The sequence below is a fragment of the Halolamina salifodinae genome (genome assembly GCF_017874235.1).
Taxonomy (GTDB): Archaea; Halobacteriota; Halobacteria; order Halobacteriales; family Haloferacaceae; genus Halolamina; species Halolamina salifodinae.
This window is the reverse complement of record NZ_JAGGLC010000002.1, coordinates 1-15,208: the sequence shown is the minus strand read 5'-3', so window position 1 is coordinate 15,208 and position 15,208 is coordinate 1. Positions and strand designations below refer to the sequence as shown.

General features: G+C 68.9%; 15 protein-coding genes. 8 read left to right on the top strand and 7 right to left on the bottom strand.

Annotation, left to right across the window (positions count from 1 at the left end; all coding sequences use genetic code 11):
- Positions 1 to 2 precede the first annotated feature (2 nt).
- Positions 3 to 647: an alpha/beta hydrolase gene (locus J2753_RS04715; protein ID WP_209490782.1), complete on the bottom strand. Its 645-nt coding sequence runs from the start codon at positions 645 to 647 to the stop codon at positions 3 to 5.
- A 465-nt stretch (positions 648 to 1,112) separates the two neighbouring features.
- On the opposite strand from J2753_RS04715, the gene ileS reads away from it, so the two are divergent.
- On the top strand, positions 1,113 to 4,322 hold the full coding sequence (gene ileS, locus J2753_RS04710) for an isoleucine--tRNA ligase (protein WP_209490781.1): 3,210 nt from the start codon (positions 1,113 to 1,115) through the stop codon (positions 4,320 to 4,322).
- Positions 4,323 to 4,454: 132 nt separating this feature from the next.
- Here ileS and J2753_RS04705 read toward each other — a convergent pair whose 3' ends face one another.
- Positions 4,455 to 5,669, bottom strand: a complete 1,215-nt coding sequence (locus J2753_RS04705; protein ID WP_209490780.1) for an FAD-dependent oxidoreductase — start codon at positions 5,667 to 5,669, stop codon at positions 4,455 to 4,457.
- A gap of 81 nt (positions 5,670 to 5,750) precedes the next feature.
- Here J2753_RS04705 and J2753_RS04700 point away from each other — a divergent pair, with 81 nt between their 5' ends.
- Positions 5,751 to 6,416 (top strand): 2,5-diamino-6-(ribosylamino)-4(3H)-pyrimidinone 5'-phosphate reductase, encoded by a 666-nt coding sequence (locus tag J2753_RS04700; protein ID WP_209490779.1) that lies wholly within the window; start codon positions 5,751 to 5,753, stop codon positions 6,414 to 6,416.
- On the opposite strand, the gene J2753_RS04695 is transcribed toward J2753_RS04700, so the two are convergent.
- Complete coding sequence (locus J2753_RS04695; RefSeq protein WP_209490778.1) at positions 6,413 to 7,204, bottom strand: inositol monophosphatase family protein; 792 nt, start codon at positions 7,202 to 7,204, stop codon at positions 6,413 to 6,415. The genes J2753_RS04700 and J2753_RS04695 overlap by 4 nt on opposite strands.
- A gap of 111 nt (positions 7,205 to 7,315) precedes the next feature.
- Here J2753_RS04695 and J2753_RS04690 point away from each other — a divergent pair, with 111 nt between their 5' ends.
- The 3 genes from J2753_RS04690 to J2753_RS04680 are packed head-to-tail and all read left to right on the top strand — an operon-like array spanning position 7,316 to position 10,985.
- Complete coding sequence (locus J2753_RS04690; protein ID WP_209490777.1) at positions 7,316 to 8,596, top strand: Single-stranded DNA binding protein; 1,281 nt, start codon at positions 7,316 to 7,318, stop codon at positions 8,594 to 8,596.
- Positions 8,593 to 10,212, top strand: a complete 1,620-nt coding sequence (locus J2753_RS04685; protein ID WP_209490776.1) for an RPA family protein — start codon at positions 8,593 to 8,595, stop codon at positions 10,210 to 10,212. The genes J2753_RS04690 and J2753_RS04685 overlap by 4 nt, the downstream gene beginning before the upstream one ends.
- Entirely contained in the window at positions 10,212 to 10,985 is a 774-nt protein-coding gene (locus tag J2753_RS04680; protein WP_209490775.1) for a metallophosphoesterase, read from the top strand. The genes J2753_RS04685 and J2753_RS04680 overlap by 1 nt, the downstream gene beginning before the upstream one ends.
- On the opposite strand, the gene J2753_RS04675 is transcribed toward J2753_RS04680, so the two are convergent.
- Positions 10,982 to 11,245, bottom strand: coding sequence for a hypothetical protein (locus tag J2753_RS04675; protein WP_209490774.1), 264 nt, complete (start codon positions 11,243 to 11,245; stop codon positions 10,982 to 10,984). The two genes, J2753_RS04680 and J2753_RS04675, sit on opposite strands and share 4 nt — an antisense overlap.
- A 74-nt stretch (positions 11,246 to 11,319) precedes the next feature.
- On the opposite strand from J2753_RS04675, the gene J2753_RS04670 reads away from it, so the two are divergent.
- Together J2753_RS04670 and J2753_RS04665 are read left to right on the top strand one after the other, a co-directional pair.
- Complete coding sequence (locus J2753_RS04670; protein WP_209490773.1) at positions 11,320 to 11,880, top strand: GNAT family N-acetyltransferase; 561 nt, start codon at positions 11,320 to 11,322, stop codon at positions 11,878 to 11,880.
- 50 nt (positions 11,881 to 11,930) lie between these two features.
- The gene (locus J2753_RS04665; protein ID WP_209490772.1) at positions 11,931 to 12,134 is read left to right on the top strand and encodes an HEWD family protein; all 204 of its coding nucleotides are present in this window, start codon (positions 11,931 to 11,933) and stop codon (positions 12,132 to 12,134) included.
- A 3-nt stretch (positions 12,135 to 12,137) separates the two neighbouring features.
- On the opposite strand, the gene J2753_RS04660 is transcribed toward J2753_RS04665, so the two are convergent.
- Together J2753_RS04660 and J2753_RS04655 are read right to left on the bottom strand one after the other, a co-directional pair.
- The gene (locus J2753_RS04660; protein ID WP_209490771.1) at positions 12,138 to 12,821 is read right to left on the bottom strand and encodes an HAD-IIB family hydrolase; all 684 of its coding nucleotides are present in this window, start codon (positions 12,819 to 12,821) and stop codon (positions 12,138 to 12,140) included.
- A gap of 43 nt (positions 12,822 to 12,864) precedes the next feature.
- Entirely contained in the window at positions 12,865 to 13,098 is a 234-nt protein-coding gene (locus J2753_RS04655; protein WP_209490770.1) for a hypothetical protein, read from the bottom strand.
- A gap of 86 nt (positions 13,099 to 13,184) precedes the next feature.
- On the opposite strand from J2753_RS04655, the gene J2753_RS04650 reads away from it, so the two are divergent.
- A complete protein-coding gene (locus tag J2753_RS04650) occupies positions 13,185 to 13,637 on the top strand; it encodes a hypothetical protein (protein ID WP_209490769.1) in 453 nt (150 codons plus the stop codon).
- Positions 13,638 to 13,761: 124 nt separating this feature from the next.
- Here the strand turns inward: J2753_RS04650 and J2753_RS04645 are convergent, their stop codons facing one another.
- Positions 13,762 to 14,835 (bottom strand): phytoene/squalene synthase family protein, encoded by a 1,074-nt coding sequence (locus J2753_RS04645; protein ID WP_209490768.1) that lies wholly within the window; start codon positions 14,833 to 14,835, stop codon positions 13,762 to 13,764.
- Between the last annotated feature and the right edge of the window lie 373 nt (positions 14,836 to 15,208).

Below are 15,208 nucleotides of genomic sequence, written 5' to 3'. Positions count from 1 at the left end.
CCTCAGTCGTGCGCTTCGACGAACTCGGCGACGTCGGCTAGCTCCTCCTGGCCGATTCCGTGACCGCCCTCGTACGCCTCGAAGGTCACGTCGGCGCCAGCCTCGCGAAGCCCCTCGGCGGCAGCCTCGCTCCGGGTCGCCGGGATGATCTGGTCGGCCGCGCCGGCGCCGACGAAGACGGGCTTGCCCTCGATCCCCTCGGGCGCGCGGTCGGCGTGGGACTCGGCGAGGTAGCCGTGGTGGCCGGCGACCCACGCGAACGTGTCTGGCTGTTCGAGCACGAGCGAGAAGCTGGTGATCGCGCCCTGACTGAACCCCAGTAGGCCGAGTTCGTCGGCGTCGAGGCCGTACTTCTCGACGGCGGCGTCGACGGACTCGGCCACGAGGTCGAGGCTGCGCCGGAACCCTTCGGGATCGGGCTGGCTCTGTTCGAGGCCGCCCGCCGAGAGATCGAGGTCGTACCACGTGTAACCCCCCTGCAGGCGGTCGGGCGCGCGGAAGCTGATCACGTGGCGCTCGCCCGGCAGACGCTCGGCGACGGGGAGGAGGTCTTCTTCGTTGGCGCCACGGCCGTGCAGGACGAAGACGGCGTTTCCGGTGTCGGTGTCCGGTTCGCGGTGGACGTGTTCGAGCGGGATGTCCGTCATTACCCGTCGTTGGTGGCCGGGCGGCTTGAACGTCCCCCTCGCGGCACGTCGACGCCGATGGAGGCTGTCGGCGCGAATCACGGACACCTCAGTGTGTCCGTCAGCGCGAGGGCGAGTGACTGAGCGCGAGCGAAGGAACGAGTCGGCTGGGGAGGCTGTGGGCGGTGTCGTGGGCGGGACTGAAAGGGGCTGGCCGCTACGGGAACCCTGACGTCGACGAGAGCAAAGCTCTCGTCTGCCAACCAGAACGCGAAGCGTTCTGGTGACGACACAAGCACTGAGGGAGCGTAGCGACCGAAGCGCGCAGCGAGTCGCGGGACCGTAGCGGCCAGGGGCTTTCTCGGGGTTGCTGACCCAAGCAGTCGACAAGCAGCAGTTGACTCAAGCAACCCATCGACCGAATCCATCCAACACTCGGACTGCCGGACCACCGGGTTGATAAGCGACCCAATCCACCCAAGACGTATGGACGAGGAGGTCCCGGACCAGTACGAACCGCGGACGGTCGAGGAGACTGTCTCGGCGCACTGGGACGAACACGACGCCTACGAACGGACCAAGGAGGCACACGCCGACGACCCACCTTTCTTCTTCGTCGACGGCCCCCCCTACACCTCCGGGCAGATGCATCTCGGCACCGCGTGGAACAAGACCCTCAAGGACTCGATCATCCGGCGCAAGCGGATGGAGGGCCACGACGTGACCGACCGGCCGGGCTACGACATGCACGGCCTGCCCATCGAGACCAAAGTCGAACAGGAACTCGGCTTCGAGTCCAAACAGGACATCGAGGAGTACGGGATGGAGCAGTTCATCGAGGAGTGCAAGCGGTTCGCCGTCGAGAACCGCGAGAACATGGACGAGGACTTCCAGTCCATCGGCGTCTGGATGGACTGGGAGAACCCCTACCAGACCATCTCCCCCGAGTACATGGAGTCCGCGTGGTGGGCGTTCTCGCAGGCCCACGACAACGACCTCGTCGAGCAAGGCAAGCGCTCCATCACCCAGTGTCCCCGGTGTGAGACGGCCATCGCGAAAAACGAGGTCGAGTACCACCAGGTCGAGGACCCCTCCATCTACGTACAGTTCCCGCTTGCCGACCACGAGGGAAGCCTCGTGGCGTGGACGACCACCCCGTGGACCGTCCCCGCGAACACGTTCATCGCCGTCGACGAGGCGGCCACGTACGCGAAGGTGCGCGCCCAGCGCGCCGGCGAGGAGGACGTGCTCTACGTCGCCGCCGACTGCGTCGAGTCGGTGATGGAGAAGGGCGGCTACGACGAGTACGAAGTCGAGGAGGAACGCTCAGGGGAGGAGCTCGTCGGCTGGGAGTACGACCAGCCGCTGGCCGAGGAAGTGCCCGAGCACCCCTCCTTCGTCGGCGCCGGCGAGGTCTACCACGCCGACTACGTCGAGACCGACCGGACCGGCCTCGTACACTCCGCACCCGGCCACGGACAGGAGGACTTCCAGCGCGGCGACGAACTCGGCCTCGACATCTTCTGTCCCGTCGGCGGCGATGGCGTCTACGACGAGCGTGCCGGCAAGTACGCCGGCCAGTTCGTCCGCGACGCAAACGAGGGGATCATCGACGACCTCCGGGCCAACGGCTATCTGCTCGCCCACGAGACGTACGCCCACGACTACGGGCAGTGCTGGCGCTGTGACACGGACATCATCTTCCTCGCGACGAACCAGTGGTTCATCACGGTCACCGACGTGAAGGAGGACCTCCTCGAGAACATGGAGGACAGCGAGTGGCACCCGCCGGAGGCCCGGGAGAACCGTTTCCGGAACTTCATCGAGGACTCGCCGGACTGGAACGTCTCCCGACAGCGCTACTGGGGGATCCCGATCCCTATCTGGACCCCCGAAGGGCTCTCGCCCGAGGAGATGACCGCCGACGACCTGATCGTGATCGGCACCCGCGACGAACTCGCCGAGCGCGCCGATCAGGATGTCGACCCTGAGGAACTCGACCTCCACCGGCCGACCGTCGACGACCTCACGATCACCGAGGGCGACACGACCTACACCCGCGTCCCCGACGTGTTCGACGTCTGGCTGGACTCCTCGGTCGCCTCGTGGGGGACGCTCGACTTCCCCGGCGAGACCGACGCCCACGAGGAGTTCTGGCCCGCCGACGTCATCGCTGAGGCCCACGACCAGACACGCGGCTGGTTCTGGTCGCAGTTGGGGATGGGTACCGCCGCCGTCGACCAGATCCCCTACGACGAGGTCGTGATGCACGGGTTCGCGCTGGACAGCGACGGCCGGAAGATGTCCAAGAGCCTCGGCAACATCGTCACGCCCCACGAGGCCATCGAGGAAGTGGGTCGCGACCCGCTCCGAGCCTACCTGCTGAGCCACGACCAGCACGGCGCCGACCTGCGCTTCGAGTGGGACGGCCTCGCGGAGATGCAGTCGACGCTCAACATCCTCTGGAACGTGTTCCGGTTCCCGCTGCCGTACATGGAACTGGACGACTACGACCCGGGCGAGGCCGACCTGAGCGACGTTCGACTGGCCCGGGACGAGCCCGTCGAGCCAGCCGGGGCCGAAGGCTCCGGCGCTGGCGAGCTTTCGGTCGTCGACGAGTGGGTGCTCTCCCGACTCCAGACGGTCGAACAGGAGACCGAGGAGGCGTGGGAGGAGTACGCGCCCCACGACGCGCTCAACGCGCTGCTCGACTTCGTCACCGAGGACGTGAGTCGCTTCTACGTGAAGGCGATCCGCGAGCGCATGTGGGAGGAGTCCGATTCGGCGAGCAAGCGCGGCGCCTACGCGACGCTCTCGACGGTGCTGAACGAGGTCGTGCGCCTGCTCGCGCCGTTCACGCCGTATCTCGCTGACCGGATGTACCACACTCTCGACGGCGGCGCCGAGACGGTCCACATGCTCGACGCGCCGACGCCCGACGACGAGTGGCACGACCCCGACCTGGAGCAGAACATGGCCGTGCTCCGCGAGGTCGAGGAGGCCGCCGCGAACGCACGCCAGCAGGGCGGGAGAAAGCTCCGCTGGCCCGTGCAGGAGGTCGTTGTCGAGACTGACGACGAGGCTGTCGCCGACGCCATGCGCGACCTCGAGGATCTGTTCCTCGAGCGCGTGAACGCCCAGAAACTCACGGTTACCGACCAGTTCGAGGATCTGGTCGAGGTCGCGAAACCACAGATGAGCGTCATCGGGCCTGAATTCGGCGCCGAGGCACAGGACGTGATGGCCGCAGTCCGTGGTGAACCCCGCGAGAACGTCGAGGGCGGCGTCGACATCGACGGCGAGACGACCGAACTCACCGACGAGATGGTCGAGTACGACGCCAAGCCACCGGAGGGTGTCTCCGCCGCCGAGTTCGATCAAGGCCGCGTCTACGTCGACACGGAACTCACCGAGGAGATCGAGCGTGAGGGGTACGCCCGCGACCTGATTCGCCGGGTGCAGGAGACCCGCAAGCGCCTCGACCTGGACGTCGAGGAGGAGATCCGCGTCGCGGTCGACATCGACGACGAGCGCGTGGCCGGCTTCTTCGACGACCGCCGCGATCTGGTGGCCGACGAAGTGCGCGCCGCCGGGTTCGTCGACGTCGCGGATATCGATGAGGCGATCGGCCTCGTCGAGGACTGGGAGATCGAGGGCGTCGATGTGACCATTGGCGTCGAACCGGTCGACGACTGAGCCGCCGCTCCAGCTACGAACCTTTTTGAACGAAGACGGGACCAGCCCGTCGCGTGAGCTGAGTACTGCGGCGCGACGAACACGGCAGGTGCTCGGAGCCCGTCGCGCCGACCCCCGCTCTCCGACTGTTCGCTACTCGCCGACCACGTCGGCGTCCGCGGGCCCGACCGCACCGAACTCCCGGGCCAGTTCGTCGAGTCGCGCCGGGTCCCCTACACCGGGAAGCGGCTCCTCAGCCGTGCGGCAGGGCTCGTCGACGCCCAGCGTCCCGCAGACGTGGTCGGCGACGGCCTCGGCCATGAGTCGGTAGGTCGTGAGCTTCCCGCCGACGACGCTGACCAGCCCCGGCGCCGAATCGTGGGCGACGACGGCGAAGTCCCGGGAGATGCCCCGCCCCTCCCGACTCAGCTCGTCCGGCTCGTAGAGCGGCCGGAGCCCCCAGTAGGTCCGCTCGACAGGTGTGTCGGCCAGCGGCGGCAGCATCGCGGCGCACTCCTCGACCGTACGCTGGACCTCCCAGTCGTCGCGCTCGAACTCGTCGGGGTCGTCGACGGTGACGCTCGTGGTGCCCAGCACAGCCTGCTCGCCGTGCGGGACGGCGATGTCGCCATCCGCAGGCTCCCGGCAGCGGTTCACCACGGGGCCGAGATCCGGGTAGTCGACGGCGACCATCACGCCCCGCGTGGGTCGTATCCCGAGTTCGGCGCCGGCCAGCGACGCGACCTTCCCGGCCCACGGGCCGGCGGCGTTGACGACCACATCCGCCGAGACGGTCGGGCCGTCTCCGGTTCGGACCGTGAGCCGTCGGTCCGCCTCGCCGTCGGCGTCAATCTCGACGACCGGGGCGTCGGTGTGGATGGTCGCGCCATACTCCCGCGCGTTCGCGGCGGTGGCGGCGACGAGCCGCGAAGGGTAGACGACGCCGTCGGGGATGGCGAACCCCTCCTCGACAGCCTCGGAGAGACCCGACACGCGTTCGCGGAGTTCCGCGGGTGAGAGCGGCTCTGGATCCATCCCGATCTCCCGGCAGGCGTCGAGCTTTCGGTCGAAGTAGTCGGCGTCGTCGCCGCCGAGGCGGACGAACAGGCCGCCCGAGTCGGCGACGCAGCCCTCGGCGATGTCGCGGAGGATTCGGTTCTCCTGCAGGCAATCGGCGGCGCCCTCGGGGTCGGACTCGGCGTAGCGCGCGCCGCTGTGGAGCACGCCGTGGGAGCGCCCGGAGGTGCCGGCGTTGAGCCCCGGCCCGCGTTCAAGCAGCGTCACGTCAACCCCCCGTAGCGCGAGGTCCCGGGCGACGCCGACGCCGGTCGCCCCGCCACCGATCACGACGACCTCGGTCTCGGTCATACCCGGGGGTCGGGCGGGCCGTTCCTTGAGCGTTCCCGCTCGGACCGAAAGAGTCGACCCGACGGCGGCGCGAACGGGCGTATGCACGTCCACGTGAACGCCGCCGAGAGCGTCGACGGGAAGCTCTCGACCCGTGAGCGCGAGCAGGTGGCCATCTCCGGCCCCGAGGACTTCGACCGGATGGACGCCCTCCGAGCCGAGGCCGACGGCGTCGTGGTCGGCGTCGGCACCGAGTTGGCCGACGATCCGAGTCTGACCGTAACGGACGCCGAGCGGCGCGAGCAGCGCGAAGCGGAGGGACGGCCACCGAACCCCGCCCGGGTGGTGGCCGACTCCCGCGCGCGGACGCCGACCGACGCCGAAATCCTCGGCGACGAGGCGGTGACGTACGTACTCGTGAGCGAGCGAGCGGTGAAGGGCGACATCGAGGCCCTCGAAAACGCCGGCGCGACGGTGATCGTGGCAGGAGAGGATCGAGTGGATCTACCGGGCGCGTTCGAGCAGTTGGAGGCCCACGGCCTCGACTCGCTCATGGTCGAGGGGGGCGGCGAACTCGTCTTCTCGCTGTTCGACGCCGGCCTCGTCGACCGGCTAACCGTCTACGTCGGGTCGACAGTGATCGGCGGCCGCGAGGCGCCGACGCTCGTGGACGGCGAGGGGTTCACCGACCCCGACTCGTTCCCGGAGCTATCGCTAACGGGTGTGGAGCGAATGGACGACGGCGTCGTGCTCTCGTACGACGTCTAGTCGAACGCGGCGACGAGTTCGTCGTGGGCCTCGCCGTTGGAGGCGATGATGCCCGACGATGTGGGGGTCCACGGCTCACCATCGAGATCGGTCACCGTACCACCGGCCTGCCGGACGAGGTGAACGCCGCCGACGGTGTCCCACGGCGCGAGGCGGATCCCGGAGACGGCCGCGTCGAGTTCGCCGGCCGCGACCGAGGAGAGCGCGAACTGCGAGCTCCCGAACCGGCGGCTGTCGCCGAACTCCTCGGCGATCACGTCGACGTACTCGGAGAGTTTTCGCCGATGGTGTGGCGAGAGCCCGAAGATGGGGTTGATCGTGAACGTCCCGGGGTTCGTGCGGTCGCTCACCGAGCAGGGCTCGCCGTTGCGGGTGGCGCCGTCGTCGCCGGCGGCGTAGGTGTCCCCGAGCGAAGGGAACTCGTTGACCGCGGCGACGGCGTCGCCGCCCTCGACGGCGCTGACCGCGACGCCCCAGACATGGTTCCCGACGACGAAGTTGTTCGTGCCGTCGATGGGGTCGACGATCCAGGCGTCGCCGGACTCCGGGATGGTGGTGCGCGTGTCCACGTCCGGGAGTTCCTCCTCTCCGACGATGGTGGCGCCGCCGTCGTTCTCGCGGAGCAGCCCCGCCAGCCGTCGCTGGACCTCGCGGTCGAACTCCGTGACGGAGTCGAGTTCTGACTCCTTGGACTCCACCGTGAAGTCGTCGCGGAACCCACTCATGGCGAGCTCTGCGCCGGTCCGAGCCGCCTCGTGGGCGAGTGTCAGGCGTGAGTTGGCGTCCATACCCCCTCCCTGCTCCCCCAGGGGCAAGGGTGGTTCGGTGTCAGCACTCGATACGGGCCAGTGAGCTCCTCGGACGAACGCTTATTAGCCATCGCGGCCCAGTTCCGGTCGATGGACGTCGACAAGCACGCCGAGGAGCTCGCCTCCGCTCTCGGTGTTGACAAAGAGGAGGTCACAGAGGACCTGGAGAACCTACTCCAGTACAGCGTTCCGATCGACGAGGCCAAACAGAGCGTCCGCCGGAAGCACGGCGGGGGCGGTGGCGGCGGCGACGCCACCCCAGAGTCGCTCGATGTCGTGGATCTGACGACCGAACACGACAACGTCACCGTCACGGTCCGCGTGCTGACGAAGGGCACTCGTTCGATCCGGTACCAGGGCGAGGACATCACCATTCGCGAGGGCGAGTTCGCCGACGAGACGGGCACCGTCTCCTACACCGCGTGGCAGGAGTTCGGCTTCGAGCCGGACGACACCGTCACCGTCGGCAACGCCGGCGTGCGCGAGTGGGAGGGCCACCCCGAACTCAACCTCGGGGACAGCACCAGCGTCGCGCTGGAAACCGACGATCTCGACGTCCCCTACGAGATCGGCGGCGAGCGTGACCTGATCGACCTCGAACCCGGCGACCGCGGCCGGAGCCTCGAGGTCAGCGTCGTCGAGGTCGAGGGGCGCACAATCGACGGCCGGGACGGCGAGACCGAGATCCTCTCCGGGGTCATCGGCGACGAGACCGCCCGGCTCCCGTTCACCGACTGGGACCCGCACCCGGAGATCGAGGAGGGCGCGAGCGTCCGCCTCGAGGACGTGTACGTCCGGGAGTACCGCGGCGCGCCCTCGGTGAACGTCTCGCAGTTCTCGACGGTCGAAGCGCTCGGCGAGAGCGTTACCGTCACCGACACGGCACCGTCGATGAGCATCGGCGAGGCCGTCGCCGGCGGCGGCCTGTTCGACGTGGAACTCACGGGCAACGTGATCGAGGTCCGAGACGGTTCGGGCCTGATCCAGCGCTGTCCGGAGTGCAACCGCGCGATCCAGAACGGCGAGTGTCGCTCCCACGGCGATGTCGAGGGCGAGGACGACCTCCGGACGAAAGCGATCCTCGACGACGGCACGGGGACCTGTACGGTGATCCTCGGCAGCGACCTGACCGAGGAGATCTACGGCGGGAACCTCGACGACGCGCGCGATGCCGCCCGGGAGGCGATGGACCGCGAGGTCGTCGCCGAGACCATCGCCGAGGAACTGGTCGGGGACGCCTACCGCGTCCGGGGGTCGCTCTCGGTCGACGAGTACGGCGCGAACATGAACGCGGACGCGTTCGAGCAGATCGACGAAAACCCCGAAACGGCCGCGCGTGCCCTGCTCGCGGAGCTGGGGGTGGGCGCATGAGCGCCGACTCCGGCCCGGGCAACCGCGAGATCGCCCGACGGCTGTTCGCCGCGGAGTTCGACGACGCCACGCTCTCGTACTCCGAGAGCGACGAGGAGCGCGCGCCGAACTACGTCGTGACGCCGACGGGCGCACGCGTGAACCGTCTGTTCGCAGTGGGCGTGCTCACCGAGGTCGAGGAAGTGAACGAGGACAGCCTCCGTGGGCGCGTCGTCGACCCGACTGGCGCGTTCGTCACCTACGCCGGCCAGTATCAGCCCGACGAGCACGCGTTCCTGAGCCGCGCCGAACCGCCAACGTTCGTCGCGCTCTCGGGGAAAGCTCGGACGTTCGAACCCGAGGATTCGGACCGCGTGTTCACTTCGGTTCGCCCGGAGAGCATCAACGAAGTCGACGCCGCCACGCGGGACCGTTGGGTGGTCTCGGCCGCCGAGCGCACGCTCCAGCGCATCGCGGTGTTCACCGAGGCGCTTGACTCGGAACTCCGTGGTGACCAGCTCCGCGAGGCGCTCGCCGCGGCGGGCGTCGACGGCTCGCTGGCTGCCGGGGTTCCGAAAGCCATCGGCCACTACGACACCGGGACGGCGTACCTTGAAGCGGTCCGCACGGTCGCCGTCGAGGCGGTCGAGCAGGTCGCCGGGGAACGCGACGCGGTGAGTTCGCTCGAGGCCGACCCGAACGACGAAACGCCGGCCGAACTCGGCGCGCTCCCCGAGGTGGATATCGACCTCGGCAGCGCGGCACCGCCCGCGGCCGAGCCCGCTGGTGAGGAAGCAGCGGCTGAGGCAGAGGCCGAGTCGGCCGAAGCGGAGGTCGAACCGAGCGAGGAAGAGGCCGAACCGAGCGAACCAGAAGCGGAGCCCGCCGAAGCCGAATCCGAGTCGGCCGAGACGGCGACTGAAACGGGGTCGGAGCCCGTAGAAACGGAGCCGGCTACGACGGAGCCGTCCGAGGAAGCCGAGTCGGAAGAAGCGGAACCGGAATCGGTCGAGGCCGCACCTGCTACCGAGCCGGCGACGACTACTGAGTCCGAGACGGCGGCCGAGACCGAAGCCGAGGAGGAAACTGAACCGGAGCCGGAACCCGAGCCAGAAACCGAGTCCGAAGCGGAACTCGGCGACTTCGATGCCGGCGAGTCGGTGCAGGAGACCGTCGAAGAGGAGTCCGAGGACCTCGACGACTTCGACCCCGAGGAGACCATGGACGAGACCGACGACGCACTGACCGAGGACGAGCGCCGGGAGGTCCAAGAGGAGTTCGGCGCGGAGTTCGCCAGCGGTACCGAGGTCGGCGAACCCGGCGAGGCCGGCATCGACGTACCAACCTCCGAGGAGGAACTCGAGGAGATCGAGGACGAGATCAACGAGACCGAGGAGGAGCCCGAAACCGAGGAAGAGCCGGAGGAGGCGGCCGAAGCCGACATCGACCTCGAAGACGCCGTCGTGGACGCGATGGCCGAGTTGGACGAGGGCGACGGTGCCGACCGCGGGGCCGTCATCGAGCACATCGTCGATGAACACGGCGCCGAGGCCGGGGTCATCGAGGACGCGATCCAGGAGGCGATGATGAGCGGGAAATGCTACGAGCCCACCGACGGCACGCTCAAGGCCATCTGATGGGGCGGCCAGCGGTCGACCCCGTCCCCGGCGCGCCGGCGGCGACCCTCGACCTCAGCGACGAGCGCGCGCTGGCGGTCGCGGACTACCACGCCGGCATCGAGGTCGGCCTGCGCTACGAGCGCGGCGTCGAACTCGACTCTAACGCCGACGTGCGGCGCCGACGCCTGCTCCGTCTGCTCTCCCGAACCGACGCCGACCGCGTGGTCGTGCTCGGTGATCTGGTCCACCGGATCGCCGAACCCGACGGCGTCGAAGCCGAAGAGGTGCGGGACTTACTCGATGCGCTCGACCAGCGCGGCGTACCGCTGACACTCGCGACGGGGAACCACGACGGCGGCGTCGCCGACGTGTTCCCCGACCGAATCGAGATGCTCCCAACCGAGGGCGCCCGGATCGGCGACGTTGGCCTCGTCCACGGCCATACGTGGCCCGGCGCGGAGGTGCTCTCGGCGTCGACGCTCTGCATGGGCCACGAGCACCCCTCGGTACGGCTCACCGACGAAGTGGGCGGCAGCCGGGTCGAGCGGGCGTGGCTCCGCGGGCCGCTCCTTCGTGAGCCGTTCGAGGACGCGCTGGGCGACGAGGCCGCGGAGCTGGCGTGGCAGGACCCGGAGTTGGTCGTGTTCCCGGCGTTCAACGAGCGCTCCGGCGGCACGTGGATCAACGTTGAAGGGGAGTCGTTCCTCGCGCCCTTCTTGCCCGAGGCGCTGGCGTCTGGGGAGGCGTATCTCACTGACGGGACGCGGCTCGGGCCGTATCGGGAGGTCTAGAGCAGCACCGCCACCGTCCCGGCACCCGCGGCGGCGACGGCGAGCCACCAGATCGTCGTTCGGTTTTCGGGCCCGCCCACCCAACCGGGGCGGGCGACGCCGACGAGGGCAATCAGCGTCAGCAGCAGGCTCCCGGCGAGGGCGGCGACGTTGCCAGGCCAGACACCGACCCGGAGCACCGCCAGTGCCCACGAGAGGCTCTGGGTGGCGCCGAGCCAGCAGAGCGCGAGCCAGAACGTTCGGCGGGGCGAGCGATCCATACCGGCCGGGCGGGCGCCGTCGGCGAAAAGCTACCGGACGAAACGCTCAAGCCGGCGGGCGGGGAGTCGCGAGTATGGAGATCCGCGACGCGAGACCGGCGGACGCGGCGGCAGTCGCCGCCGTCGCCCGCGGCTCGTGGCACGCTGCCTACGACGATCTGCTGGGCCCGGAGACGGTCGACGAGACCGTCGATGCGTGGTACGATATTGAGTCGCTCCGTGAGGGGATCAGCGAGGCCGTGGCGGACCCCGGCCGCTGTTTCTTCGTCGCCGAGAGCGACGACGGTGACGGGGTTGCGGGCTTCGCGAACGCCGGCGGCGCGCGTGACTGGGAGAGCGACCCCGACGGCCCGGACGCATTCTTCTCGCGGCTCTACGTCGTGCCGGACCACTGGGGCGAGGGGATCGGCACACGACTCAGCAGGGCCGTCGCCCGCCATCTCCGGGATCAGGGCCACGAGCGCGTCTGGCTGGAGGTGTTCGCCGCCAACGAGCGCGGGCGAGCGTTCTACGAGTCGCTGGGGTTCGAACGGATCGGGAGCGTGACCGAGACGTTCGGCGGCACCGACGTGACGACGCTCCATCTCGCCGCGCCGGTCGACGCGCTGGCCACGGCGACCGCGGAACGGCCGTAAGGGACGCCGGCGGCACAAGCTTCATACCGGTCGGAAGCCTCCGTCGCTTCATGAGCGACCTCCTTCGCACGCCTGAACGGCGTACCTGCGAGCGCTGCGGGCGGGTGGAACGACACGACGACGACATCGGTGGCTGGCGAGCAGAGCGCGTCGGCGACATCCACTGCATCCACGAGTGGGATATCGACGGCACGTTCGTTCCCGTCACCGACGCCGACGCGACATCCGGCCGGACGGCCCTCGAGGAGTGCTGAACGCTACTCGTTCTGTGATCTGTCTCTGACGGCCCGGAGCGCCTCAAGGGTGCCGTCGACGTAGCCACGCTCGAGCACGTGGTCAGCCGCGCGTTTGGCGGTCTCGTCAGCGTTCGCGACGGCGTAGGACTCCCCAACCACTTCGAACGTCGAGGCGTCGTTCTCGCTATCGCCCACGGCGACGAACTCCTCGGGCCCGTAGCCCAGAATCTCTGCGACGCCAACGAGCGCCTCGCCCTTGCTCGCGTCGGCGCTCTTGAGGTGGTAGGCGTAGCCCGTGTCGACGAACGCGAGGTCGAACTCCGCGGCCACCTCGCGCAGGAGGGCCTCGTCGGCGGTTCGGCTGGCCGCGACCTCGGTCTCGCGCCAACGGTTCACCGTGTCGACGCCCTCCCAGCCGAGGTCGCCGCCCCGACTCTCGAACGCGTCGACGGCTGCGTCGACGCGCTCCGGATCGCCGGCGTAGGCCAGATCGCCGTCGGCGAGCGCGACGCCGCCGTTCTCGGCGACGACGCGTTCGGGGATCCCCGCGAACTGACAGAGGGCGACGGGGTAGGGGAACGCCTTCCCGGTCGCCAGCACCACCGGCGCCTCCCACGAGGCGAGCAGCGAGAACGCCCGGGGGGCGATGGTGTGCTCGGGCGTGGTGAGCGTGCCGTCGATATCGAGCGCCAGCGGCGGGACCATCGGCCGACAGTCCGGCGTCGCCGCTGAAAACCGTCCCGGTCCCTTAGCGCTCCTCGCGCTCGCGAGCGGCCGCGAGCCGCTGGAGTCCGTCGGCCATTTCTTCGACAGCGAGGAGGAAGCGCCAGCCGACGTAGCACACGAGAGCCGCGAACGCCGGAAACAGCCCGACGAGTGGGTTCCCGAGTGCCAGTATCGCGTAGACGAGGATGGCGAGACAGACGACGCCGACGAAAGCGACGATACGGGGGGAGGGCCGCGGCGGGGTCGATCGATCCATACTGCCGTTGTTCGGTTTCGGCGATAAGTCAGTTCCGGCCGTCGGGAGGAACAACCCTTTTCGTCGTGGCCCCGGAACCACGGGGTATGGTTGACGAACCCGACGAGGCCGACGACACCGCCGAGGAGACCGGCGAGGAGGAGAAGTCGTTCCGCGAGCGCGTCGAGGAGATCCGGCAGCGCCGCGAAGAGGAGCGAGAAGAGGGTGAGGCGCCCGGTCCCGAGGGGATGGGCGGCGGCCCGCCCGGGATGGGCGGTGGCGGCGAAGGTCCCGGCGGCGGCGGCGGCAACCCCTTCGCACAGATGATGTCCGGCATGATGGGCGGCGGTGGCGGCCCCGGCGGCATGGGCGGCGGTCCGGGTGGCATGGGTGGCGGCCCGCCGGGCATGGGCGCCGAAGGCGCCGAGGAAGGCGGCGAGGCCAGCGGCCGGCAGGCGCAGGCCACCGAGGACATGGTTCGTGAGGTCCGACAGCTTCGTGACGAAGTCCGCGACGCGACCCGGGAGCTTCGACGGATCGCCGACGCGCTCGAAGACTGAGGAGATCGCGGTTCTGCGGCCTTTTCACTGGTGAACAGCGACGGCGCTCGCGACCGTGGCGGTGTCGAAGTTCAGAACGAGAACCGACGGAGAAACGAGAGCCCGGCGAGGGGAGCCAGTCCGATCAGTCCGCGCTGGTCGGCGTCTGGTGGAACGGCGCGGCGGCGATGCGCTCGCGGAACGAGGGGAGCGCGTCGCGACCCTTCGAACTCATCGCGCTGACGACGGCGAACACCTCCTTCCGGGAGACTTTCACGCCCGACTCAGTCAGCACGTCCTCGGGGTGCTCACTGACCTCGCGGAGCGTCCCCACCGCGAGCAGGAACGGGACGGCCCACGCTTCGAGCGTGTTGCCGTCGCGCAGGGGGACGTGCTGGAGGTACGTCCCGGCGTCGTCGAGGTACGAGCGCGCGAGGTCGGTGGTACGCCGGACGACGGAGGTTGCGCCCTCCCGTTTGGCGGGGTCGAGGACTTCGTCCTGGTCGACGCCCTCCTCGGCCAGCCACTCGGCGGGGAGGTAGACGTTGTTCTCCTCGCTGTAGTCGTCGTAGACGTCCTTCGAGACGTTCACCAGCTGGAGCAGCAGGCCGAACTCCTCGGCGGTGTCGTAGAGGGTGCGTTCGCGCTCGGCGTCGATCTCGCCGCGCGTGACGAGGTTGGTGATCAGGTTCCCGACCGTGCCGGCGGCGTAGTAGCAGTACTCCTCGAGTTCGCGCTCGTCGTCGATGCGGAGGCCACCGTCGGCGGCGTAGCGCTCGACGAAGTCGGCCATTCCCTCGACCATCTCTCGGACCGGCGGGGTGATGGCCGCACGCACGTCGTCTGGGAGCGCCTCAAACGTGGCGACGATGCGGGGGGAGCTGGCGACGACCGTCCAGTCGGCGTTGCGCTCGTCTTCCGGCGGGAGCCACTCCCGCACGTCGTCGACGAACGCGTCGACATCGGTGTCGTCGTCGGGGTCGACCACGGCGTCGAACGTCCGCAGCAGCGCCGCCTGCTCCGCTGGCGGGATGTGGGAGGCGTCCTCGACGGTGTCCGCGACCCGACAGAGGAGGTAGCCGAGACAGATGTAGGAGTCCATCGGTGCGTCGAGTACGTCGACGGTCAGCGCGAACGTACGGGAAACGTCCTGAACGGCCTCGTGACACCACGCGAGGTCGTCCGTCGGAACGTCGGCGAGGGGGTCGGGTCCGGGCATTCGGTTTGGGGACCCTACGGCAAGCGGCGTTAAAAGTCTCTCCCAAGCGACCGGCTCGTTGACGGATACTCCCGGATTTCGACCAGTAGCGTGGGTCACATTATAAGGAACAAGGAGAATACCTGCGCCTTTAGGCGCGGGATGAATCCGACACTCGGACCGGCAACCTACCGACAACACTCCAGCCGGATATTCTCCCCTCGCTCGTTGGCTTTAACAGATGTCTACTCATAACGTATTATGAAGCTAGTAAGATGCTGGAGACGACCCGCACCTATGTCGCACGCATCACGAACCACGAACAGGTTCGTGACGACCTCGACCAGTGTGGGTTCTCGGCATCCAAACTGTGGAACGTTGGACGCTACTACAT